Here is a 24395-nt window from a genome sequence, read left to right as displayed (position 1 = left end):
ATGAGAACACAATAAGAAGACAAACATCCGGGCGACGATTTCCGGGCCGGATTCAGCCTGAAACCATCATAGGAACAAAGAATGCAGCATACAGCATTCGACCGACAGGCGGTCAGACAGCAGATTATCCGGCTTGCAAACGATGCCCGTCAAATCTTGTCCGGCACAAATGCTGCACCGCCATATATTTTATGATTTTCAATAAAGTTTTTTAAATTAATAGCAAAATTTTATCGAAATCGCATATTTACCACAATATCGCACTCCGCCTACCACTGGCTGAACGGTTTGCGAATCAGATTCGCATTTGCATAACGGCGGTCTTCCGTCACTTCCTCTCCCAACCAGTCAGGACGAACAAAACGCTGCTCTTCCGATTCCAGCTCGATTTCCGCCACCACTAATCCGGCGTTATCGCCGAGGAACTCATCCACTTCCCACAGCACACCATCGCGCGCGATACGGTGGCGGTATTTTTCGATCAGCGGCTTTTCGCATACCTGATCCAGCAATTCCGCTGCGTCCTGCAAAGGCACCGGATATTCCCATTCGCCGCAGCTTGCACCCGTTGCCATGCCTTTAATCGTGATGCAGCCACGGTCGCCGTCGATACGCACACGCACGATACGGCCCGGTTCGGCGCTGATATAGCCTTGTCTCAGCAAGGAAGAGTGCCCTTCACTGCGCCAGGCATCCGACGTCACCAGAAACTTACGCTCGATTTCTTTTCCCATATTTTCCTCATAAAAAAAGCGCCTGCCGCAGCAGACGCTTATCAGATTCCGTGACCGGAAAGCGCTTATTCAGCCGCTTTCAGCGAAGCCAGAATCGGCTGCAACATCGCTTCGCCCAGTTTGGCGCTGCGTGCACCATCCCAGCCGACGAATTCGTCCGGCAGATTCGCATTATCCTTGAACGGCAATTCCAGTGTCAGCGATACGCATTTGAACGTATGGCCGATGTATTTGGATGCCAGTTTCAGCATATCTGCATTGTACTTAGACGCTTCGTAACCGTACTTGGTCTGGAAGTCCGGGCTGGCTGCGCAGAACGCATCCACAAAAATCTGTTGCTCACGCGCTTGTTTCTCAGTGAAACCTTCGATCATTTCACTGCCTGCCACGAAAATGTAAGGCAACGCTTCATCGCCGTGAATATCCAGGAACATATCGCAACCGGTTTCGTGAATTTTGTTTTTCACGTAATACACTTCCGGCGATGTTTCCAGCGATGGCGTCATCCATTCACGGTTCAGATTCGCACCGGCTGCATTGGTACGCAGATTGCCGCGCACAGAACCATCCGGATTCATGTTCGGCACCACATAAACGACTGCACGCTGCAGAATTTCACGCGCAAACGGATTTGCAGGGTCCAGCAAGGCATTCAGTGTACCTTCTACCAGCCACTCCGCCATGCTTTCACCCGGATGCTGACGCGCAATGATCCAGATTTTTTTCGGCGCTTCAGGATCACCCACCACTACCATATTCAGATCGCGGCCATCCACGGTGTTACCCAGATCTTCCACACGTGCCAGCGGCGAGTGCTCTGCCCCGCCCAGCAAAGACAGATGACGCTCCCAGCTGTATGGCTCAAAGTAAGCGTAATAAACACTGTCGCGTTCCGGCGTATGGCGCACAGTCATCACTTTGCCGTCAAACTCCGTATCCACACGGAACCAGGTTTCGCGGTCATAACTGGCCACCGCACGGTAATCTTCCCAGCCTTTAGCGTAAGTCGATTCACCTGCATTCAGGAATTGCATCACCACTTCCTGATCACGCGCACCCTGCAGACGGAAATGGAACCACTGGCAGAAATCCGCGTTCGAATCCTTGCGCAGATTCAGCTGAATATCACCCGCCTGCTCTGCTTTTACCACCTCGATGGCACCCGCATCAAAATTCTGACTGATTTTGATTGTCATGATGTTGTCTCACTCTCTGTATTCCCCGGCAGGACACCGCGTCCGCCGCATAGTGGCGCGTATTGTTGCAGTTTTTTGCGCACAATTGATGAACTTTTCAGAGAAGTGTGGAAATTTTTTTCCACTTTTTTGATGGTGCACTGCAGTTTTTGTCATTTCCCGGTGCACCCGCCGGCGGCAAGTAGAAATTCAGTATCCTTTCGTCTATAATCAGAGGTTCGAGTCGGGGCGTAGCGCAGCCTGGTAGCGTACCTGCATGGGGTGCAGGGGGTCGGAAGTTCGAATCTTCTCGCCCCGACCATCAAATAAAAAAAGACCAACAGTTTGCTGTTGGTCTTTTTTTATTTCTGCGTTCAGCTAAATTTCAAAATACTCCTGAAGCATCTGATACAAAATCAGCGCCCTGCTGGCAGGTTCTCAGCAATGATTCAAAACCCTTCATTTTGCACTGCCGCCTTAATAAATTATTATCAGACAATAATTTATGCAAGAATAACAATAAAATTGCTTGCGAAATAATTCGCATAATCAACTAAAAAGACGCCAATGATTTCAAAAATGTATCGCGCCACTTTTGCACTCAGCTTGTTAGGCGTGCTGTTATCGCTGATGAGCATTTTGGATCTGGGAGCGCATCCGGGAACATTTGCCTGGCTTTTTCTCTATTTGCCTTTTTTATGGGCATTATGGGTCTGTTGCGCAGTTTTCATTCGGCGACAGCGAAATCTCGTTCATCTGTTAATACTTTGGGGCGTAATTGACATCGCTGTTTTATTGCTTTTCCTTTCCTCTTCTATGGGCTTTGAGCACTGGACTGAGACACACGGTGCGGATGTTGTTTTGTTTGTGACCTATTTACCTGTCTTGATGCCCACTCTTTTTCTGACCGCATTCTTGCCAGATAGTTTTCAGCTTTTGCTCTCGCAAAGTCTTGAGACACTATTAAAATTGTGCGGCAACCGAATGGGAGAGGGATTTGCCTGCTGGTTATACTTCTCACTATCAGCTGTACCACAGTCACTTTTTTTACTTGGTCTTGGCCAATTAATTATGTTGATTAATAGGAAGCAAAAAATATCGAATTAACAATCTGTTTCCTTTATTCCAACGCTCTCAGTATCTTCCGTTGCGGTGAATATTCAGGTTGATACATGGCACTCACCGCAGCTGGCAAAGTTCCGCACAAAACCCTGACACACCGCAAACCACCACGTCACGCTTGCTGAATTTGTAAGCAAACCATAAGCCTGTCTCCCTATAATCATCAGCGGAGACCAATATCTGATAAAAATTATGTTACCTGCTTATCTGAGTCATGCGGATTGTCTGAAGCATGAGATGGGGGCGCAGCATCCTGAGAGTCCTGAGCGGCTGGGTGCGGTCAGTGATCAGTTGCTGATGCGTGGTTTGCTCGACTATATGCATGCGTTTGATCCGCCGCTGGCGACGCAGGATCAGCTGGCACGGGCGCACAGTGCAGACTATCTGCAGCAGTTTGCCGAGACCGGTGCGAATGTGCCGGAAGACGGCTATGTGCAGATTGATCCTGATACCCGCATCAACGCCTATTCTTATCGCGCTGCCCTGCGTGCTGCCGGTGCGGCGGTGATGGCAGCGGATCTGGTGGCGACCGGCAAGGCGCCGGTGGCGTTCTGTAATATCCGACCGCCCGGCCACCATGCAGAACGGGCTGCGGCTGGCGGTTTCTGCTTCTTCAATAATGTGGCAGTGGCGATACTGCATGCGCTGGACACTTACGGGCTGGAGCGCGTGGCGCTGGTGGACTTTGATGTACATCACGGCAACGGCAGTGAGGATATTCTGGCCGGTGATACCCGCGTGTTAATGTGTTCCAGTTTTGAAAGCGGCATCTATCCGTTTTGCGGCGACGTGCCTAAGGCAGCGAATATGGTGAACACCGGCCTGCCTTCGCGTTCCGGCGGCAAAGCTTTCCGCGAAGCGGTCAGCCAGCACTGGATTCCGGCGCTGGACGCATTCCGCCCGCAATTGCTGTTTATTTCTGCCGGATTCGACGGTCATCGCGAAGATGACATGGGCAATCTGGGTTTAACCGAAGCTGATTTTGAATGGGTAACGCGGGAACTGGTCGGCGTGGCGAACCGCCATGCAAAAGGCCGGATTGTTTCCTGTCTGGAAGGCGGTTATGAATTATCGCCGCTGGGCCGCAGCGCCGCTGCGCACGTGAAAGTGCTGATCGGCGCGGACTGATTGCCTGCCTGAAGCCTGCAACACACTGACATTGCTGAAGTCTTCACTGAGAACACTGAACATCATGGACAAACACTATCTTTCTAATCTGTTTTCACCGCGTTCGCTGGTGGTTTTTGCAGGCAATCCTGCGCAGCCGGACAGTCTGAATGATCTGGCGGCTCAGTTACTGAAAGATCTGGAAAGCGGTGGCTTTCAGGGGCCGGTCAGCTTTTTAGACAGCAGCATGACCGGCACGCTGGGCGATCTGGCGGCATCGAAAGCCGATCTGGCGCTGATTGCCTTGCCGAATGATGAAATTGCGAATGCGCTTGAAGTGGCCGGACGCATACAGTGCAAGGCGGCAGTCGTGTTATCGCAAGGTGTGGATGCAGCGCTGGCAGCGTGTTTGTATGCGATTGCCGCACAGCATCAGATTCATTTACTGGGACCGGACAGCATGGGTTTCCAGCGTCCGAAAGCCTTACTGAATGCCAGCGTGATGGGCAAACTGGCGCGCCCCGGCCATATCGCCGTGGTGTCGCAATCCGGTGCACTCGCCAGTTCCGTGCTGGACTGGGCAGAAAAAAGCGGCATCGGTTTTTCTTCACTGATTACACTGGGCAGCAATACTGCGGTCGATATCGCACAGGTGCTGGATTTTCTGGCGGAAGACCGCGATACGCGCAGCATTGTCGTGTATCTGGAAAGCATACGCCATGCGCGGCGCTTTATGAGTTCTCTGCGCGCAGCGGCAAATGCGAAGCCGGTGATCGTACTGAAATCCGGCCGTGAAGAAGACGGCTCCCGCGCCGCCCTCACCCATTCCGGCAATATTGCGGGCAGCGATGCGATTTTTGATGCCGCCTTGCAGCGTGCCGGTGCGGTACGTGTGGGTTCGATGGTGCAAATGTTTGCGGCGATTAAGTGTCTGTCCTCGCCGTATTTGCCGATGGGTCGTCGTCTGGCGATTATTTCCAATGGTGGCGGGCCTGCAGTGCTGGCGGCAGATGCGGTCAATGAATTGCGCTTATCGCTGGCAAGTCTGCCAGCGGCCTCTGCTGGGACCTTAAAACCGCAATTGTCGCCGCTTGCAAAGATTGATTCCATCCTCGATCTGGGTCTGGATGCGAATGCAGAACATTACCGCGCCGCGATCAAAGCCTGCGCGCAATGCAGCGAGATCGACGGCATACTGGTCATGCTCGCACCCACGCCGGGCGCAGACAGTTCTGCCGTGGCGCAGGCACTGGCAGAAGAACAGGCGCTGGCCGGCAAAACCATCATCAGTTGCTGGATGGGTGACGACCGCGTGATTGAAGCGCGCCGCATTCTGTACAAAGCCAATGTACCGAGCTTCCGCACACCGGAAGCCGCTGTCGATGCCTTCCACCACATTTCCCTGTTCCATCAGAACCAGCAATTGCTGCGGCAAGTGCCCTCTTCCTTATCGCAACTGGCAGAACCGGATATTGAAGGCGCAAGGATACTGATAGAAAGCGTGCTGGCTGAACGCCGCAAAGTGCTGACCGAAATGGAGTCCAAAGCACTGCTGTCGGCCTTCCATATTCCGGTGACCAAAACCATCCTCGCGCGCAGCAACAATGAAGCAATGCTGGTTGCTAATCAGCTTGGTTATCCGGTCGCGTTAAAAATTGACTCCGCAGAGATCAGCCATAAATCCGATGTACAAGGCGTGGCACTGAATGTCGCCAATGCGGCAGCGGTGCGCGAAACCTGGCAAACCATGATGGCGCGTGTCAGCAAACTGCGTCCGGATGCGCGTATCAATGGCGTCACGATACAAAACATGGCCGGCAAAACCGAAGGCCGCGAACTGTTTATCGGCGTCACTAGTGATGAATTATTCGGCCCCGTGATTTCCTTCGGTATCGGCGGCATCATGATTGAGCTGATCGCGGACCGCAGTCTGGAACTGCCCCCGCTGAACCAGTTCTTAGCCCACCGTCTGATCCAGCGCGTGCGCTCTTCGCACATACTCGATGCGTGGCGCGGTTATGCGCCGGTACACCGCGAATCCATCGAACAAATTCTGCTGCGCGTGTCGGAAATGGTGTGCGCGCTGCCGCAACTGAAAGAAATGGATATCAATCCGGTCATCGTCGATTCCGCAGGCGCGATTGTGGTGGATGCACGCATTGTGGTGGAAAACGTCACCCTGAAACCCGGCAATTACGAACATCTGGCGATTTCGCCCTACCCCGCCGGCAGCGAAATGGAATACCCGCTGCGCGACGGTTCGCACTATCTGGTGCGTCCCTTGCATCCGCATGATGCAGACATGCTGCAGGCGCTGGTACGCGGCCTGTCGGAAGAAAGCCGCTATTTCCGCTTTGTATCGTCGATTAAAGAATTGTCTGACCGCATGCTGGCCAAATTCACGCTGATCGACTACGACCGCGAAATGGCGCTGGTGGCGGTCTACCGCGAACGCAAACCGGATCAGGAAGGCGGCTTCACCGAAACCGAAAAAATCATCGGCGTCTCGCGCTACGTGACCAACCCCGACAAAACCACCTGCGAATTTTCTCTGCTGATCGCCGACGAATTCAGCGGACAAGGCCTTGGCTCCCGCATGATGCGATCCATCATCGACGTCGCCAGCCAGCGCGGCCTGCAAAAAATCGAAGGACTGGTGCTGACCAAAAACAGCAGCATGCTGAAACTGATGCGCAGCCTCGAATTTCAGGTGATGAAATACGAAGAAGACGAAGACTTCAAACTCTGCGTGAAACCCCTGTAACCCTGCGCTCTGTTCACGGAGCGCAGTTACACCCGCCTTCCGCCATTGCTGGCATCAACAAAAAAGCGCGTCACCCTGATCACAGGTGACGCGCTTTTTTATGACCGCTCCACATTCACTATTATCCACGCTTGTTATGCAGAACTCCGCATCCGCCATTTCCAGAGAACCAGACTTTCTGCCGACGACCACAGGATGGCTATGCTGAACAGCGCATTTGGGGTAAAAAAAGCACGTTGCGAGGCAAATTAACAGCCTCCAAAACACCGCCTATTCAGCCCCAGCGAATTCCCACCTCAAACCGGTTCAAACACCGGCAAATGATTGCGATGAAACTGCTCGATTCCGTACTGACGCAAAGTCTCCAGCCAGCGTTCTGCAACGGTGCGACCGACCTTCTGCTCCAGCGCAGCTTCGCGTAGCAGCAAGAACTCCGTAAGCAGTGTGGTCGGCATAATTCCGGGATCGTCAGTATTTACCAATACACGAACCGGCCCTCGGCGCAGCCCGTAAAGATTGGCGGCAGCGCCGGTGTCGAGTATTGATTCATCCGGTGGATGCCAGCGAAAAATCGGATGCTCTGCGTGTGATTTCAGTCGGGCAATATACACATTGGATGTCGGATTCGCCTCAATGATCAGACCCAGCTTATCGTACTCGGTAAGTAACCAGTCTTGCAGTGCATACATGAAATCCAGCTCGGCCGGTGTATCAACATCTTCCAGTATGTCTTTGCGACTTCCGAGGCCTGCTCTGGCGCCAGCCTTTGAATGGAATCCACCATGCGCTGCTGCTTCATCGCCCATTCGCACAATAACCATCGGCGCCTCCTTCAGCGCCGCAAGCCAAGTATGACGTGCCTGATACAGCTTACTTGCCAGCGTACGGCGCTCGCTTAATTCTTGATGATCAGGTAAGGCGCACTGTTCTTGCGCAGTGATTTGCCAGCTATCTTGAACTTGATTCAGTCGATAGTAACAATTACGCCGCAGCCACCATGCCTGATACAAATCGTCCGGCCTTGCGTGGCACAAGGGCGAAGTCTCGAACCCCTCAGACAAATTGGAATCTGGCTGCGGATTTGCAGCAACGCCCGCCATCAAATCGCTTGGTTGCCACCATTGTGACAACCGCCAGAAGCGCACAATGCGGCGCTCTAACAAGGGCAAAACCTGCTGCGCCAGCGGCAAAACACCACTCAATACGCCTGCGTGATGCCACAACCACACCAGATTATCCAGATGCTCATCCAGCGGCAGCACCATCTCCCCCTGCCTTGCTGCCCATTGTTTCGGCTCAATACCCAGCGCCAGTGCATGGCCCAGCCGGTCACCTTCGCGCATTTCGCAAAAACGTACGGTCTCGTCAATATGGCGCATACCCGATGCAGGATGCGCGTAGTCCTCACCGGCATGAATGCTCAGATGAAAACCCGTACTGGCGCGCTCACCATCCGGCCGTGACTTAAAGCCACAGCGCAACCAGCGCAGTACCGGCGCAAACCATTCGATTTTCAGTGCATTTTCATCGCCCGCCACATCCAGCCCGCGAAACCATCTGGCAGGCTGAAAATGAAAATTCGGGTTCAGTTTACCGCCCAGAAATTCTGATGTGTTCCAGCCAGACCGACTTTGCAGGTTACACATCAGTTTTTCAGCATCTTTCCACAGCTGATTGCTTTCAGCCTTGGGACGTTGGTTTTGCTTATGAGGTTGTGAACGGGAGAAATGGCCACAGAACTGCCATCGCTCCAGATTCTGTAAGTAGCTCAACGCTTTACTGTCGAGCTTAATTTCATGCTCGCCAAAAACGTACGGTGGTTTTGGTTGGCTCAATTCCGCTGTTTTTGTCATTCCCCTGGTAAATGAGCGCGTAAATTCTCCGGAAAATGCATCTGGCCCAGACTTAATTTCTGCTACATCAGCGTTGGAAGACCAGAGACGCCGAAAATTATCATGCCGTTTTGACTTACGATGCATTGCCGAGCCGAAATACCGCTCCGCAAAGCGTGTAAGACCTTGCCCATCCATGATCAGGCTGCGACGCAGCTGATTGACTGTCTGCCAAAAGCACAAAATCGCCGCACGTTGCAACGGATGTGTCTCTGCATCGCTGTAGCACGCACACAGATAGATATACAGCCACAGCCAGCGATTGGCGTCACCACGACTCATCGCCTGAGCAAACTCGCCAAGCAGCCAATCAGCGCTGCCAGTGTTCGCGGCAGACAGGCGGCTGGCCAGCAAATCCCACTCTGGGTGACGACAGGGGTCATGTGTGGCAAGCGTAAGACGCGCAAGATGCTGCGGCCAACTCGCCGAATGCGACGGCCAGACACTTTGCGTACCATGTGAGATACAGTGCTGCTCTCGAGGCTCTAACAGCAGCACCAGCAATTGCCGCGCACGTTGCAATAAAATCTGCAGACCATCATGTTGTTCGCGCTGCCACAAACCCGCCTTTTCTTTAAGAGACAAGGCGCCATCGGACAGAAGAAACTCATCAAGAATCGCACTATCCGCAGTAACACCCCAGAAATGCACATGCCCCTCGGCAAATGGAAATGACGGGTTGCCCGGCGGCGCGAAGAAAGCCGTTTGCGCCGACACAATGCGACGAATGTCATTGACTTTAGGGTGTGAAATTTCCGCTAACCAGCTTGCGAAATGCCATCCCGCCAGTAGCGTCGGATCCATCCCCGCCGCCAGGCGCACATATGCCCGTACTTCCCCTTCGCGGTAGCACAGCAAATCACCATTGCGTTGCATGAGCCGTTGCTGCAGCTCGTCCAGCCACGGCAGTGCCGGTGTCAGCAGCAGATCCCCATCAAGCATGCGCCCCATCAATTGCCGAACATCCGTCAGCCGGTGTTCACGCGGATAACGCGCTTCGATGCCTTCCACCAGCAAATGGTAGAAATTCTCTTGCAGCTGATGCCAGCGATCTGACTCCAGCGCATCAACTGGCTTTAGCAATTCGTTCCAAAGCCATACTGCCAACTTTTCATCGCCGAAGAAGCACTCGGCGGCATGTTCAGTCAAAGTCCGATGAAGCATTCAGATCACCTAGCCAAGTGATTTTGAATTGCATGTCTAAGAGTAATAATCACATCATCGCCATCAGTATAAATCTTTATTCCTGAATGCAGTAATTCGCGGCATTCATCCAAATTTTTATGCTCTAAAGCTTTTTCAATTCGTGTTTGTGACAATCTTGCTGGAACCGGGCTAATATTTAATGTCTTGCACAACCAAACTTTTGAAGTATCTTTGATTGGTTTATTTAAAATCTTATTATTTGGAAGAGAATCTTTCTTTGGCCAATTTAACTTAATTACTTCATCAATCCACTTCTTCAGCGGGTGCTCTGCCAGCACGATACTCACTGCCCTAAGTGAACTATTTCTATTAAATGCATCCAATATTGGTTTGACATTGATATTAAACTGGTCATTACCTGTATAATTTTTAAGATTTTCAGGATGGATGTTGGTTGTAGCTACCACATTTTCTAAGCCAAACAATTCCCCCTTTTCAAAACTACCAAAGGCAAACCAGGTTGAATAGAACGCATACGCAGCAGTATTCAATGCCGTTCCAATATCCTTCATACCGTTCGGGTCTATTTTATTACTTGCTACCTGGCTAAATACTTTATTGAATACCTTGTAAACCAACCAAGGAGACAACTCCAATTCGCTAACATGATGACTGTCGTACCACTTATTAATATCACGACACAGTGTCTGGACTATTTCAGGTATAACTGAGTCCGGAATAGCTTCATACTTTTGCTCTAAGTCTTCATCTGCAGCGTTAGTAGTTTTATCCCTATCATCAATCGTGATGGTTTTGGTCGGCGCCAGTGCCGCAGCAGAAAAGAATGGTGCACGTCCCATGATCGCATAAATATCATCCTCACTTATCCGACCGACAATACTGGCCATCAGCAATTCGAAAATGCGACCAATATTCAGCAGCATGGTTTGTTTCGCGTTGGTGTAAAAGTTGCGTTGTGTCAGCAGCGCAATCAAAAATCTCGCCTTATTTTTACGATCTTCCGTCAGATCTTGAATCGAAAGACGATGAATTTCATCGGTGTACTTCCAACCCTTGCTTGTATTGACGCCAATTTCCGCCACCGGATACGGCAACATGGTTACTTGTGATCGGATACCAAACAGCCATTCTTCCGGCAAGCGTCCATTTAATAAAATCGGCCAAGCTGAAAGGTCATCTTCCCTATCGAATAACTCAAATCTCGCCTCAGCATGTGCAAATGGATCGAACAAAGGTGTGTCCAGAATACTAGGCCGCAGCAAAGACCGATCCGACCAGTCCTGCCAGTGCTGTTTGGCAAGTAGTATCAGATAAGCTGCGCCGGCCTTAGGCTCAAAACAAAAATATTTTGCCAACTGCTCCGCAGTAGCATTTTTGCCCGAAGCTTCACCATCAGAAAGCAAACACGGCCAGTGCTTGCGAACCTCCAGTTCGCTTTTCGCAGAACGGATTGTGTCTGGTAATTGAGGAATGAATTCCCGGCAATGCTGCAAGAGCTGGGTTAAAGCGCGAATAGACGGAATCGGCAGTGGCAAACGACTTCCTTCCAACCCATTCACCGGCCCGACCAGAAAAATTTCGAGCCAGGCTATGAAATTCCGCAGCGGCATTAATTCCGCTTGTTGCCCATCGCGTAAAAAAATATCGCTTTGTTGCCAATAGCTATTTACTTCCGGCATGGTTAAGCGACGAGGAAACGGCAGAATTTTTCGCTGATATTCTTCTGCCAACTCGACAGCGCGATCGTAAGCATTATCTGACTTATGACTGGAATCTTTCGTCAGTCGCCCATGAAAATCGCGCCAGGTAATTTCGTCGTATAGTGAACGGTCACCGCAAACGATAGGTAAAACATAAGGCGTGGCCAGATAACGGCGTACGATTTCGAGGTTTTCAAAGGCGCGGTTTAACGAGGTATCAACATCGTCAATTGGCAGAATCAGCAATTGTTTGCCCAACAATCCCAGCACTTCGCGGAAAAAATCCTGCACGCAGTCCGCCAGTTGCTTATTGCTGTACATGGCACGTACCTTGTCCATGCCGTGACGCTCATGCTGAGTCTCGACCGATTCCAGAGAATGGACGAGCTTTTCCAGAGTCTGGTTCAGGTGACGGGCTTTGTTGGGGTCTTTTCTTTGCGCTTCTTTCACTTCATTGTCATGCAGCACAGCAGCAACAATGATATGCAGAAATAAGGATTCGCCGTTTTCTAACAAAGTAGGATCTACCGGATCAAAAATATGGACTTTGCTCAGAATATCCTTGTGCTTATCCGTATTCAGATAACTCTTCAGATTGACCAGTACCGCCGTCTTACCAGTACCACGCGCACCGTCAATGGAAATGGCATTGTGTTCGCGCAACTGGTTCAGCGATTTACCTTTCGCTGCTTCCGCTTTTTTCACGGCTTCACCGATCCTTTGTGCCAGCTGCTCATATACTTTGATTGGCAGTAGCGTATTGGCATCGGGTAATACAGCACTTTCAACAGCATCAATGGGAATGTATCGCTTGTTCTGGGTCATGATCGGCGCTTGACGAATGGTCAGAAAGTTTATTAATGGAAATGGCAATAATCATATCATGGCATATGTGCATGGCATTTTTATACCATTTGACACCTTAAGAAATGCATAGAACATTTCCGGTTATGTTGCTTTTCTTCTCGACAAACGAGCTTTCCACTGGTGCCCTGCTTCGTTCCAAACTAAAGAAAATGCTCAATGGTTCATGAGGCACCACGCCTCTTTAGCAGGCTATTTTCATGCCAGCCAACAATCACACCTATTGTGCAGAACTCAGCATCTGCCATTTCCAAAGCCCCAGACTTTTTGCCGACGACAGCCGGATGGCTGTGCTGAACACCGCATTTGGGGCTGAAAATGCCTGCTGACGGGCTGGCTGCGCTCCGCTGCGACCTCTGCCGTCCAGTGCCGCTAAATTGCTGTTGCGGTGATGGTCTGCGTAGAATCGCTTGCTTGCGATTTAACGATTGCATTTCCTATCATCGTTTTGTGAAAGTCTTTTGCATGTCACTGGCCCGTATTGATGCGTTTCTGATGAATTCCCGTCCCCGTCAACTGGCAGGCTGGCAGCGGTTTTGGCGGGAGTTCTGGTTTTTTGGTTTGAAAGAAGCACGCTCCTGTTTGTTTGTGGGTTTGTTTTTCGCCTCGGTATTGCTGGTGCCGCGCGCCGGTGTGCTGGGTGTGGCGCGTTACGATGTGTTGCTGATACTGGCGCTGGCGATTCAGGCGGGGATGGTGTGGAGCAAGCTGGAAACGCTGGATGAGCTGAAGGCGATCAGCCTGTTTCACGTTCTGGGATTTGCACTGGAAGTGTTTAAGGTGTCGGGTAAGATTCAGTCGTGGGCGTATCCTGAGCCGGGGCTGACAAAACTCTGGGGTGTTCCACTGTTCAGCGGCTTTATGTACGCTGCGGTGGGCAGTTACATTATTCAGGCATGGCGTTTGTTTGATTTGCGCATACGCCATCATCCACCGTACTGGATGGCCGGACTGATTGCGGTGCTGATGTATCTGAATTTTTTCACGCACCATTTTCTGGGTGACTATCGCTGGTATCTGGCGGCCTGTGCACTGGGTCTGTATGCCCGTTCAACCGTCATTTTCCGTCCGCTGGATACTGACCGGCGCATGCCTTTGCTGCTGAGTTTCATTCTGATCGGCTTTTTTATCTGGCTGGCGGAAAACATCGGCACGCTGTTCGGCATCTGGCGCTATCCGAATCAGATCGGCGCGTGGTCTACCGTGCATCTGGGCAAATGGAGTTCATGGTCGCTGCTGGTGATCATGAGTTTTACGCTGATCGCGAATCTGAAACACATCAAGCAGCATGTGCATGTGGCGGAGTAAGCCCGCTCAGTCGTCCGGCACTGCTGTTATGCAGAACTCCGCATCTGGCATTTCCGGACAGCCAGACTTTCTGCCGACGACCGCCGGATTGCTGTGCTGAAGTCCGCATTTGGTCTTCAAAATGGCGTTTCAACGGCTTTGTGAACTGTGGCAGATGCTTACCAGAGGCCTCGTCCCTACCCTTAAAAAAACCAAGCCGGTGCGTTTTTACGGCACCGGCTTGGTTTTGACGGGATTCAGCGTTCAGAAATGCTTAGGTGAAACTCAGGCGCTGGCGGAGAACAGGCTGCCGACGGATAAGCTGCCCTGCACTTGTGTGGCGACCAGTTTCAGGAAGGATTGCAAATCACCTTGCTGCGGGTTGCCGCCGCTGGCTTTGATCAGGGTGTTAAACGAGGATTGCAGGTTGCTCAGCAAGGAGTTGGCCTGATCGCCGCTGCCCTGCTCTAACTGCGAAATCAGTTTTTGTATGCCTTGCTGCAGCGGATAGGTAGGGCTGCTGGTATTCAGTTGGGCGGGCTTGGCATAGACGTTTGCGCCGCCGGTTTTGCCGGATGGCATACCTTCGACTTCGGGCATTGCGGCGTATAACTGGCTTAAGAACTGATTGCCGCTGCTCTGGCTGTCTTCGGTATCAGAGAACAGGCTGCTGATACTGCTGCCCGCGCTGAATTGCTGCAGGGATTGCATCAGCGCCGCCGCCATCACGGATTTGTCCTGCAGCGTGCCGGTGTTACTGGCCGGTGTGCTGGCAGAAGATGCTGAAGAATTTACCGTGCTGGCGGTGCCGCTGGTTTGCGTGGATTTGACGACGGGAGCGAGGTTGCCGAGTAAGGAACTCAGGGAATCGCTGCCCACTCCGGAAATTGCCATATCTGCTCCTTGTCTGCGCCCCGCCTGCCATGCTGCAAACAGGGACTGATACTGGCATTTACGGCAAATTCCGGCGGCAACACAGGGTTACCCGGAAAATTTATCCCTTGCCCTGCCGTCCGCGCTGATAGGCCTGAATCAGCGCTTCGTAAAACGCTTCACCATTCATTTCATAGCCATCCTGCGTGAAATGGATCAGGTCTTGCCCTGCCAGCGGTGGCGTGGCGCTGGCATAGCGCTGAATCGCGCAAGTGCCGCCCATGGCTGCCATCCAGTCCCAGAACAGGATTTTTTCTTCGATCGCCACTTGCCGCTGTATTGTTTTGACATGGTTCAGGCCGCTGGGCTGACGGAAGCGGCAGCCAACGTAATCACCGGGGCCGTTGCGGCGTGCGGAGTCCGGTGCACCGATCATCAGAATCGCGGCGGATGGCGCTTTCTGGCGCAGCAGGCGGATCGAGTTTTTGAGATCCTGATAATAGGCATCCCAGTCCGGCTTCGGATCGAAGGCTTCATTGGTGCCGTAAGCCAGCACAATTAAATCCGGCTGACGCCAGCGTAACTGATCGCTGACGGCTTCCTGCTGCCAGCGCAGTGTCACGCGCTGCATCGCGCCGACGATGCCGAGCGCATCGACCGTGACACCGGGGTTCAGCGCATCAATCGCAATGCCACCCAGTTCTGCGGGGTTGTCCTGCGCTTTCAGATAAAAGCTGTTCAGATCATTGCCGTTGCCGATCACATAGGACATTTGCCAGTCTGCGCTGATCGGCGGCGAGAGTTCGCGTACGTCCCCGTTCGGCAGTGTCAGTTTCCACGGCGATACCGGTTGATCATTCACTTTACGTGACCAGACCGAGATTTTATACATGCCATTCAGCGGGAATTTCGGCACCAGTTCTGCCTGTGCGCCGGGTGCCGGTAAGTTTCCGATGCCGCCGACGGGCAGGTTCTCAGGATTGCCGCGACTGATGCGCATATTCCAGTCGCCGCTCATTTTCATCAGAAACTGGGCGGAGCGCTGATTTTTGACGTAACCGGGAGTAATCCAGCCCGGGCCGCTGTTGCCGAAGCGTTGTTGCAGACGGCTGCGGTAAGCCTGAGTGAAATAATCACCGGCCGTATGCGAATCGCCAAGCTGCAGAATGCGTACCACTTCCCTGCTCTCGTGCCGTTCCAGCGCCGCCAGTTGCCGCCATAAACGCGGCGCATTCGGATCGCCGTAATCGACGACATTCGCTGCCTGCGCGGGGCTGGCAGCGAGCACACTGCCGCATAACAGCAGCGGCAGGGTTTGTTTCAACATACTACGCATATCAGGACTGGGGTTGCGGCGTCGGCAACACCAGCTGCTTCAGCACTAATTGAGTCAGGATTTTGTGACCGTCGCGGGTGAAATGGATACCGTCTTCACTGCGCACCACCACACTGGTGCCATCTTCTTTGGTGATATACCGCTGGTAAACATCGGCATTATCACTCAATGCTTCGCGGGTGGATACAAAGCGGGAAATGCCGTCCGTCATGGCTGATGCATATAACTGATTCAGCAACCGGACGCCGTTATTCACTTTTTCTTTGCCCATGTTCGGCGCACCCAGCCAGATCACACGCACGTGCTGCGAATGCGCAAACTGCAGAATACTGGCCACGCGCTGCGCATAAATGCTGCGCCAGCGCTCGGAACCGAAGCGTTCGTATTTACCAGCCAGCACCATATCCCAGGTATCGTTTGCACCCATCATCACCACCAGCACACTGATTTTTTCTTTCGGAATCAGTTCGCGGATTTTTTCCGGCCAGTCAAAGTAAGTCGGATAGGTTAAGCCGGTACTCTGCTTGCTGGCGTCAATCGCTTTGACGTGGGCTTTCTGCAAGGCTTTGGCCAGATGCGGTGCAACGCCCTGCATCATAGAATCGCCGACCAGCAATACGCGGTCGTTTTCATTCAGCACCAGTCGTCCGTCCGAGCCCAGTTTCACAAAGTGACGGACTTCATTGCTTTCCGTCACCGCCGGCTGGCTGGCGCTGGTTTCTGTTGCAGGCGTGCTGGCGACACCGGATGCAGCGATGACTTCCGGTGCGCTGAGCTTTTTCGCGGTTTCGCCGGAAGCAGCAACTTTACTGCTGCGCGCAGATTTCGGCGCATGGATCGCATCAGAATGCAGCTTGAGTTGCGCTGCCGTTGCCATTGCCACCGGTTCCGGCTGGGATTTTTCACCGGCCAGCGCTTCATCTTTGCCCAGCATCAGGACGTTGACCGCCGTAATCATGCGGTCGCGGGTTTCACTCTGCCATTCGGCAGGTACGGTCAGCATGCCTTCCAGCGTGTGGCTGAGCTTTGCACCGCTGGCCCACCAGCTTTGCGCATTCAGCGCACCGAGGCCGGAATCCTGATGGCGGGTTTGCTGCCAGTATTCATGAAATGCATCGGCACGACACCAGAACACCAGCCCGACCGTTGCCGCCAGCACAGCCAGCGTACCGGGTAATCCGTTATAGCTTGTTTCTTCTTCAGAGCGTTCGCCAAGATACATGTTGTTCACCAGCACAGACAATCTTGTTGTTAAGTTCAGCGCAAAAAATCAGTAAGAGTAATACAAAAATGCCGGTACGCCGGAAGGTCCGAGCAAGTGCAGCACCAGTACCACAGCCGCCAGCAAAAGCGGCTTGATCAGTAATGGCGTTGCCGCCAGCCCGCGCACCAGCAATTCCTGCATACGGCGTGCATACACAGAAATCACAAAAAACATGCCCAGCGCCACCAGCGCAGCCAGCACGTTCAGCGTCACCGGACCATCCGTACGCAGCATGCCGGCAATAAAGTGGTTCGCATCCTGAAAACTGTCAGCGCGGAAATACACCCACGCAAAACATACGGCATGAAAACTCAGCACGGCGCTGATCCAGCCGGACGGCGTACGGCGGGTAACTTTTTCCAGCGTATTTTGTGCCACCATTCCGAGGCCATGCATGCCGCCCCAGATCAGGTATTTCAGGCTAGCACCGTGCCACAAACCACTGATCAGCATCGCAGTAAAGATATTGACCTGCGAACGCAGCCAGCCGTGGCGGTTGCCGCCGAGCGGAATGTAAACAAAATCACGGATCCAGCTGGACAGAGAAATATGCCAGCGGCGCCAGAAATCACGCAGATTACGCGCCAGATACGGCTGATCAAAGTTTTGCGGCAACTGGTAGCCGAGCAACAGCGCCAGCGCAATCACCAGATCGGAATAACCGCTGAAATCCAGAAAAATCTGAATTGCAAATGCATACATGCCGACGATTAATTCGATTCCCTGATAGCTGTCCGGATTAGCGAATAAAGGATTGACCCAGTTTTCTGCCACCCAGGTGGCAATCCAGACTTTTTTCACCAGCGCCGATAACAGCAAATACACAGCAAGGTCCGGCGCGAGGATGGTTTTCTGCGCGGTATCGCGAATCTGGGTCAGCAAATTATCGGCACGGCAAATCGGCCCGGCGAATAAGGTTGGAAAGAATGCCAGATATAAAGCACTTTCTTCTGCCCGTGCCGGTTCGCACTGCCCTTTCGCAACCGATACCAGATAGGCAATCGCCTGAAAGGTATAAAACGAAATCCCTACCGGCAGCAGAATATCCAGCGCAGGGAAAGCCCAGTGCAGCCCTGCTCCGGCCGCCAGTTGCTGAATCCCTTCGCGGAAAAAGTCGTAGTATTTAAAGACTGCCAGATTCGCCACCGCAAGCACCACGCCAGTGCCGCAAATGCCGCGGCGCCATGCGGTCCGCTGCGCGCTCAGGGCCATCAGGCCAGTCAGTATCGTCGAAAAAACCGCCAGAATTGCGGCGAAGCGCCAGTCGATGGACGCGTAAATGGCGTAGCTGGCTGTCAGCAGACTCAGCTTTTGTGCGCGGGGCCATCGTACCAGCCCCCAGTAAAGGATCAGAAAACCCAGAAATACCAGCGCAAACTCAGGGGACAAATAACTCATACTTCAAATCGGAACGAGGATGGCGCTGAAGAAAACTGCAGCAACAAAATACAGTGCACTGCCGCTGCAAGTTTCCACAGCGAATACGCAGTAAAGTTTGCGAATTTACATGAATTACACAGTTTATTGCAATGTTTTTCAGGCAAATTCAGTAGCCCTGTTGCAGATCCACGGATTCCGGGATCTCACCGGAAGCCAGCCAGCGCCGCAGGTTTTGCGCGACGATCTGCGCGGCGGTGTCGCGGGTGGTTGGCGCAGAGATATGCGGTAGCACCGTGACGGAGGGATGAGACCAGTGCCAGCTTTGCGCGGGTAATGGTTCCTGGGAAAACACATCCAGAACAGCGTGACGCAGGTGTTTTGTATCCAGCGCGGTGCGCAAATCTGCATCATCCACAATATCACCGCGCGCAAAATTGATCAGTGCCGCACCGGCAGGTAATTTTTTCAGCAATGCTGCATTCACCAGTCCGCGTGTCTGCGGTGTTAGAGGCAGCAGCAAGACGAGAATGTCTGTCTCCGCCAGCATTGCCTGCAAACCCTGCTCACCGGAGAAGCAGCGCACTCCTTCAGGGCCATTACCACGCCGACTCCAGCCAGATACCTGAAAACCGGTCTGCTGCAGTAATTTCAAGGCTGTACCACCCAACTCACCGGTACCCAGCACACTGACTCTGCGCGCCCGCGCCGGCGTATATTCCAGTGGTTGCCAGCGCCGTTCCGCTTGCAACTGACGGTATGCCGGCATATCGCGATGCAGATACATAGTCCAAGCGAGTACCGCTTCCGCCATGGTTCGCGCAAGTTCCGGGTCTTTCAGCCGCACCACTGGTAATTGCCAGTCCTGCAAATCACTGAGCAAGCGTTCCACACCGGCCCAGACGCTGTGCACCCATTTCAGATTCGGCAATAAACGCAGGGTTTGCGGATCCGGATTTGCCACCACCGCCACTTCCACTTGCGTCCGCTGATCGGAGCTCAGAAATTCCACCGGCACGACGGTGCATTCCGGTAATGCCTGCTGCAGAACATCGACCCATTGCGTAGTAAAGCGATATCCGGGCGCAGCAATAAAAGGAATGACAGGTTGCATACTGAAAATTCTCCGGCGTGGATGGCAAAAAAACGCGCAACAGGATAGCATAGCGCCCCGCATCCCGCCCCTGCCATACACTGACTCCGCATGAAAAAATCCCGCGTTCAACCACCCGCCGACTGGCATGCTGCTTTTGACGGTTCATGCTCACCGAATCCGGGCAAATGCCGTATCGCGGGCATTTTGCGGCATGCTGCCAGTGGTAAAACCGTGGAGTGGGCACGGCATGCCGGTGAAGGCGACAGCAGCGATGCGGAGTATCAGGCGCTGATCGCCTTACTGCAAACGCTGGCCCTGCATTGCCAGCCGGGACAAAGCGCACGCATTCAGGGCGACAGTCAGGTCGTGATTCAGGATGTGCTGGGCACCGCACCGCGTCCGGCTGCGGTACTGAGCCATTACCGCGCCGAGGCACAGGCAATACTGGCACGATTTCCTGACTGGCATCTGCACTGGGTACCCCGTCACCGCAATCAGGAAGCCGATCAGTTACTGCGCCAGCCAGCCTGAATTTGCTTAATGCTTAAGCAAGTTCTTCAGATGCACGCAAGTTTTTGATTCTTCAGCAAAATTTCACATTGAGCAAACGCAAGCTTTTGTACTTTCCGGTACAATCGCGCCTATGAATGCTCAACCAAAAAATCTCTTTTCTTATCCTAAGCACCGCTACGAAGTCGGCGGTGACTATGCCGCCCCGTTTCTGCCAATGTCACGTGCAGAAATGGATGCGCTTGGCTGGGATAGCTGTGACGTCATCCTGATTACCGGTGACGCGTATATCGATCATCCTAGTTTCGGCATGGCCCTGATTGGCCGCCTGCTGGAGCACCACGGCTTCCGCGTCGGCATTATCAGCCAGCCGGACTGGCAGAATGCGGATGCATTCCGTGCGCTTGGCAAACCGAATCTGTATTTCGGCATTACCGCCGGCAATATGGATTCCATGGTCAACAAATACACTGCTGACCGCAAAATCCGTTCTGAAGATGCCTACACGCCAAACGGCGAACGCGGCAAACGTCCGGATCGCGCTGTCACCGTGTATGCACAGCGTGCGCGTGAAGCCTTTCCCGATACCAATATTGTGGTCGGCAGCATTGAAGCCAGTCTGCGCCGTATTGCGCATTACGATTACTGGTCTGACAAAGTTCGCCGCTCGGTATTACAGGATTCTAAAGCCGACATTTTACTGTTCGGCAATGCAGAACGAGCGCTGATTGAAATGACGCACCGTATCGCTGCCGGCGAGTCTATCAAATCCATCCGCGACATTCGCGGTACGGCGTTTATGGTGCCAAAAGGCTGGCTGCCGGATGAAGAATGGACAGAAATCGACTCCGTTCGCATCGACAAACCGGGCCGTATTGATCCGCCAACCAATCCGTATGCGATGGTGCCGGAAAATGATGCAAAGTGCAGCACAGGCAAAGATGGTGCGAGCAGCGAAACCGCTGCAGCAGAAACCAAGCCTGATGTCGTACAGGCGCAGGCGATGCGTATCATGAGCCGCGAAGAACGCCAGCAAATGATTAAAAACCGTTTGCACAAAACCGTGATTCGCATGCCATCGTTTGATGAAGTCTCGGCGGATCCTGTGATGTACGCCCATGCTTCACGTGTTTTCCATCTGGAAGCGAATCCGGGCAATGCGAAAGCACTGGTACAAAATCACGGCAACCGTGACGTATGGCTGAATCCGCCACCACTGCCGCTGGGCATGGATGAAATGGATGGCGTGTACGACCGCACCTACGCCCGTGCGCCGCATCCTAGCTATGGCGATGCCCGCATTCCGGCATGGGAAATGATCCGTTTCTCGATCAATATTATGCGCGGTTGTTTCGGGGGCTGTACTTTCTGCTCGATTACGGAGCACGAAGGCCGCATTATTCAAAGCCGTTCCGAACGCTCCATCCTGCGTGAAATCGAAGAAATCCGCGATAAAGTCAAAGGCTTTACCGGCATTATTTCCGACCTCGGCGGCCCGACCGCCAACATGTACCGCATCGCATGTAAAGACAAGAAAATCGAAGAGTCCTGCCGTAAGCTGTCTTGCGTGTATCCGGGCATCTGCTCAAACCTGAATACGGATCACAGCAAACTGATCCAGATTTACCGCAAAGCGCGTGCGATTCCCGGCATCAAGAAAATTCTGGTGTCATCAGGGCTGCGTTACGATCTGGCAGTGGAATCGCCGGAATACGTGAAGGAACTGGTGACGCATCACGTCGGCGGATTACTGAAAATTGCACCGGAACATACCGAGCAAAACACGCTGTCCAAAATGATGAAACCGGGCATCGGCAGCTACGATAAGTTCAAGGCCATGTTTGAGAAGTATTCGCGTGAAGCCGGTAAAGAACAGTATCTGATTCCTTACTTCATCGCAGCCCATCCGGGTTGCACAGATGAAGACATGGTGAATCTGGCTTTGTGGCTGAAGAAAAATAACTTCAAGCTGGATCAGGTGCAAACCTTTATGCCAACGCCGATGGCACTGGCAAGCACGATGTACCACACGCGTAAAAATCCGCTGAAAAAAGTCACGCAAGACTCTGAAGTCGTGGAAACTGCACGCGCTGGCAAAACCCGTAAATTCCATAAAGCCCTGCTGCGTTACCATGCACCGGAGAACTGGGAAATTGTACGTGACGGTCTGGTCTATATGGGACGTCGCGATCTGATCGGCACTGGCCCGAACCATCTGATTCCGCCACGCCCGCCAGCAGTTCGCGTCGCGATTCAGGAAATCGGCAAGGAAAATGGCCGCCGGGTTGCCGCGCCGAAGCTGAATACCTTCGGAAAAAATTCGGTAAATGCGGTTGCGCGTAAAACAGGCATTACAAAACCAGCAACGACGGTACGCACCGGAACGAAGCCAGTTGGTGCCAGCCGGTCCGGACCGGGTGGATTTAAATCTGCCGCGCCTCGCAAAGGACGCTGATTAAAAAGCTGCACTCCTCTACGGAATGCAGCTTTTTTTTCGCCATCACCCTGCCCCGCTTTCTGCCAGCATATACAATGAATCGGAGATAGAGCTTGTCCAACTGCATCACCCACAGAAGGAGGAAGCATGAAGCACATGAAAACCGTTCTGATCCTCGAGCATACTGAGGAAGTGTTCGATAAACTGACCTGCGACGTTTGTGGTGCAGAATCGCGCTGGGACGAAAACTGGAGTGAAAAAGAACACGAGAAAGTCATCACCACGATTGCGATGGAAGAAGAAGAGTCCATGCCAAGCGGGGGCAGCTCCAGACTGGTGCAGTATCACATCTGTCCTGATTGCTTCAAAAATCATCTCAGTCGCTGGTTTGAATCGCATCGCGGCAGCAAAGCTACCGAAACCACCTCTGTCTGGTAAGGTTTTTTCCATTACGCACCGCATTGTGCGGGAAATCCCGGGCGAGCTCAGGTTATAATGCAAGGTTTTAATTGCATTGGAAAATACAGGATTATGGAAGCCGAACGTCTGAATAGTCTGTCCAACCTGCTCGCCGACCTGACCGCGCGCGAGGCTGATTTACGGAGGTATCTTTGACTTCGATATCAAGTCAGAGAAACTCGAACAAGTTAACGCAGAATTAGAAGATCCGAATGTCTGGAACGACCCGAAACGGGCGCAGGACCTCGGTAAAGAAAAAAAATCGCTGGAAGCGATCGTCAATACACTGATCGAAGCCAACAACGGTCTGACCGATGCTTCAGATCTGTTTGAAATGGCGAAAGAAGAAAATGACGAAGACACGCTGGCATCCATCGAGTCCGACGTAGAGCGTATCCGCGGCCTGATCGAAGGCATGGAATTCCGCCGGATGTTTAACAACCCGATGGACCCGAACAATTGCTTTATCGATATTCAGGCTGGTGCCGGTGGTACCGAGGCACAAGACTGGGCATCGATGCTGCTGCGTCAGTATCTGCGCTATTGCGAACGCAAAGGCTTCAAGGTCGACATTCTGGAACAATCGGACGGCGATGTTGCAGGTATCAAAACGGCGACTCTGAAAGTAGAAGGCGAATACGCTTACGGTTTCCTGCGTACAGAAACCGGTGTACACCGTCTGGTACGTAAATCACCGTTTGATTCAAATAACGGCCGCCACACTTCCTTCTCCAGCTTGTTTGTCTACCCTGAAGTCGACGAATCGTTTGAGATTGAAATCAATCCGGCGGATGTTCGTACCGACACTTACCGCGCATCCGGTGCCGGTGGTCAGCACATCAATAAAACAGACTCTGCTGTACGTTTAACCCACGCACCAACCGGTATCGTTGTGCAATGTCAGAACGACCGCAGTCAGCACCGTAACCGTGCCGAAGCGTGGGAAATGCTGAAAGCGAAACTGTTTGAGCTGGAATTACGCAAACGGATGGCGGAAAAACAAAATCTGGAAGATTCCAAAACCGACGTGGGCTGGGGTCATCAGATTCGTTCTTATGTACTGGATCAGTCCCGTATTAAAGACTTGCGTACCGGCCATGAAACCGGCAATACCAAAGCAGTGCTCGATGGCGAAATCGATGATTTCATCGCAGCATCGCTGAAACAAGGTGTCTGATCCCCACCTGCATACATCATGCGATCCTGACGCAGGCGTGTGTCTGCGTCAGAA

The 24395-nt window shown here is 52.7% G+C and carries 17 protein-coding genes and 1 tRNA gene; 9 read left to right on the top strand and 9 right to left on the bottom strand.

What is annotated here, in order from left to right; translation table 11 throughout:
* Positions 1–269: 269 nt before the first annotated feature.
* Both IE092_RS00270 and IE092_RS00265 read right to left on the bottom strand, forming a co-directional pair.
* A complete protein-coding gene (locus IE092_RS00270) occupies positions 270–734 on the bottom strand; it encodes a CYTH domain-containing protein (protein WP_189355021.1) in 465 nt (154 codons plus the stop codon).
* A gap of 65 nt (positions 735–799) precedes the next feature.
* Positions 800–1930, bottom strand: coding sequence for a M14 family metallopeptidase (locus tag IE092_RS00265; RefSeq protein ID WP_189355020.1), 1131 nt, complete (start codon positions 1928–1930; stop codon positions 800–802).
* Positions 1931–2154: 224 nt separating this feature from the next.
* On the opposite strand from IE092_RS00265, the gene IE092_RS00260 reads away from it, so the two are divergent.
* From IE092_RS00260 to IE092_RS00245, 4 genes are all read left to right on the top strand, one after another.
* Positions 2155–2231, top strand: a tRNA-Pro gene (locus IE092_RS00260).
* Positions 2232–2488: 257 nt separating this feature from the next.
* On the top strand, positions 2489–3016 hold the full coding sequence (locus IE092_RS00255; protein ID WP_189355019.1) for a hypothetical protein: 528 nt from the start codon (positions 2489–2491) through the stop codon (positions 3014–3016).
* Between the two features lie 207 nt (positions 3017–3223).
* The gene (locus IE092_RS00250; RefSeq protein ID WP_189355018.1) at positions 3224–4159 is read left to right on the top strand and encodes a histone deacetylase family protein; all 936 of its coding nucleotides are present in this window, start codon (positions 3224–3226) and stop codon (positions 4157–4159) included.
* Between the two features lie 64 nt (positions 4160–4223).
* Positions 4224–6902: a bifunctional acetate--CoA ligase family protein/GNAT family N-acetyltransferase gene (locus IE092_RS00245; RefSeq protein WP_189355017.1), complete on the top strand. Its 2679-nt coding sequence runs from the start codon at positions 4224–4226 to the stop codon at positions 6900–6902.
* A gap of 296 nt (positions 6903–7198) precedes the next feature.
* Here IE092_RS00245 and rdrB read toward each other — a convergent pair whose 3' ends face one another.
* Both rdrB and rdrA read right to left on the bottom strand, forming a co-directional pair.
* Positions 7199–9901, bottom strand: coding sequence for an antiviral RADAR system adenosine deaminase RdrB (rdrB, locus tag IE092_RS00240; RefSeq protein WP_229792951.1), 2703 nt, complete (start codon positions 9899–9901; stop codon positions 7199–7201).
* Positions 9902–9963: 62 nt separating this feature from the next.
* Positions 9964–12486, bottom strand: a complete 2523-nt coding sequence (rdrA, locus tag IE092_RS00235; protein ID WP_189355015.1) for an antiviral RADAR system adenosine triphosphatase RdrA — start codon at positions 12484–12486, stop codon at positions 9964–9966.
* A 534-nt stretch (positions 12487–13020) separates the two neighbouring features.
* Here rdrA and IE092_RS00230 point away from each other — a divergent pair.
* Positions 13021–13833 (top strand): DUF817 domain-containing protein, encoded by an 813-nt coding sequence (locus IE092_RS00230; protein WP_373295310.1) that lies wholly within the window; start codon positions 13021–13023, stop codon positions 13831–13833.
* 264 nt (positions 13834–14097) lie between these two features.
* On the opposite strand, the gene IE092_RS00225 is transcribed toward IE092_RS00230, so the two are convergent.
* From IE092_RS00225 to IE092_RS00205, 5 genes are all read right to left on the bottom strand, one after another.
* On the bottom strand, positions 14098–14706 hold the full coding sequence (locus IE092_RS00225; RefSeq protein ID WP_189355013.1) for a hypothetical protein: 609 nt from the start codon (positions 14704–14706) through the stop codon (positions 14098–14100).
* Between the two features lie 100 nt (positions 14707–14806).
* Positions 14807–16012 carry an SGNH/GDSL hydrolase family protein gene (locus IE092_RS00220; RefSeq protein ID WP_189355012.1) on the bottom strand — a complete coding sequence of 402 codons (1206 nt, stop codon included), beginning with the start codon at positions 16010–16012 and terminating at the stop codon, positions 14807–14809.
* Between the two features lie 10 nt (positions 16013–16022).
* A complete protein-coding gene (locus IE092_RS00215; protein WP_189355011.1) occupies positions 16023–17258 on the bottom strand; it encodes an SGNH/GDSL hydrolase family protein in 1236 nt (411 codons plus the stop codon).
* 33 nt (positions 17259–17291) lie between these two features.
* Positions 17292–18683 carry an MBOAT family O-acyltransferase gene (locus IE092_RS00210; protein WP_189355010.1) on the bottom strand — a complete coding sequence of 464 codons (1392 nt, stop codon included), beginning with the start codon at positions 18681–18683 and terminating at the stop codon, positions 17292–17294.
* Positions 18684–18831: 148 nt separating this feature from the next.
* A complete protein-coding gene (locus IE092_RS00205; protein ID WP_189355009.1) occupies positions 18832–19776 on the bottom strand; it encodes a 2-hydroxyacid dehydrogenase in 945 nt (314 codons plus the stop codon).
* 90 nt (positions 19777–19866) lie between these two features.
* Here IE092_RS00205 and IE092_RS00200 point away from each other — a divergent pair, with 90 nt between their 5' ends.
* The 4 genes from IE092_RS00200 (at position 19867) to prfB (ending at position 24341) form a co-directional block, all read left to right on the top strand.
* The gene (locus IE092_RS00200; protein ID WP_189355008.1) at positions 19867–20289 is read left to right on the top strand and encodes a ribonuclease HI family protein; all 423 of its coding nucleotides are present in this window, start codon (positions 19867–19869) and stop codon (positions 20287–20289) included.
* A gap of 196 nt (positions 20290–20485) precedes the next feature.
* Positions 20486–22723, top strand: coding sequence for a YgiQ family radical SAM protein (locus IE092_RS00195; RefSeq protein WP_229793018.1), 2238 nt, complete (start codon positions 20486–20488; stop codon positions 22721–22723).
* Positions 22724–22852: 129 nt separating this feature from the next.
* Complete coding sequence (locus IE092_RS00190; protein ID WP_189355007.1) at positions 22853–23143, top strand: hypothetical protein; 291 nt, start codon at positions 22853–22855, stop codon at positions 23141–23143.
* 93 nt (positions 23144–23236) lie between these two features.
* Positions 23237–24341 (top strand): peptide chain release factor 2 gene (gene prfB, locus IE092_RS00185; protein WP_189355006.1). Its coding sequence is split into 2 segments (ribosomal slippage): positions 23237–23317 and positions 23319–24341, totalling 1104 coding nucleotides; the frame shifts between segments, so codons are not numbered across the junction.
* The last annotated feature ends 54 nt before the right edge of the window (positions 24342–24395 follow it).

Source organism: Cognatundibacterium squillarum (assembly GCF_014652435.1).
Classification (GTDB): Bacteria; Pseudomonadota; Gammaproteobacteria; order Burkholderiales; family Burkholderiaceae_D; genus Undibacterium; species Undibacterium squillarum.
Note: the sequence above shows the minus strand (reverse complement) of the source record. Positions and strands in the feature narration are given on the sequence as shown.

Bases quoted from the DNA above. Each gene is read 5' to 3' on its own strand.
- IE092_RS00220 (WP_189355012.1), bottom strand. From the start codon at position 16,012: ATGTTGAAACAAACCCTGCCGCTGCTGTTATGCGGCAGTGTGCTCGCT.
- IE092_RS00200 (WP_189355008.1), top strand. From the start codon at position 19,867: ATGAAAAAATCCCGCGTTCAACCACCCGCCGACTGGCATGCTGCTTTT.
- IE092_RS00205 (WP_189355009.1), bottom strand. From the start codon at position 19,776: ATGCAACCTGTCATTCCTTTTATTGCTGCGCCCGGATATCGCTTTACT.
- IE092_RS00230 (WP_373295310.1), top strand. From the start codon at position 13,021: ATGAATTCCCGTCCCCGTCAACTGGCAGGCTGGCAGCGGTTTTGGCGG.
- IE092_RS00190 (WP_189355007.1), top strand. From the start codon at position 22,853: ATGAAGCACATGAAAACCGTTCTGATCCTCGAGCATACTGAGGAAGTG.
- rdrA (WP_189355015.1), bottom strand. From the start codon at position 12,486: ATGACCCAGAACAAGCGATACATTCCCATTGATGCTGTTGAAAGTGCT.
- IE092_RS00250 (WP_189355018.1), top strand. From the start codon at position 3,224: ATGTTACCTGCTTATCTGAGTCATGCGGATTGTCTGAAGCATGAGATG.
- IE092_RS00225 (WP_189355013.1), bottom strand. From the start codon at position 14,706: ATGGCAATTTCCGGAGTGGGCAGCGATTCCCTGAGTTCCTTACTCGGC.
- IE092_RS00255 (WP_189355019.1), top strand. From the start codon at position 2,489: ATGTATCGCGCCACTTTTGCACTCAGCTTGTTAGGCGTGCTGTTATCG.
- IE092_RS00265 (WP_189355020.1), bottom strand. From the start codon at position 1,930: ATGACAATCAAAATCAGTCAGAATTTTGATGCGGGTGCCATCGAGGTG.
- IE092_RS00210 (WP_189355010.1), bottom strand. From the start codon at position 18,683: ATGAGTTATTTGTCCCCTGAGTTTGCGCTGGTATTTCTGGGTTTTCTG.
- IE092_RS00245 (WP_189355017.1), top strand. From the start codon at position 4,224: ATGGACAAACACTATCTTTCTAATCTGTTTTCACCGCGTTCGCTGGTG.
- IE092_RS00195 (WP_229793018.1), top strand. From the start codon at position 20,486: ATGTCACGTGCAGAAATGGATGCGCTTGGCTGGGATAGCTGTGACGTC.
- IE092_RS00270 (WP_189355021.1), bottom strand. From the start codon at position 734: ATGGGAAAAGAAATCGAGCGTAAGTTTCTGGTGACGTCGGATGCCTGG.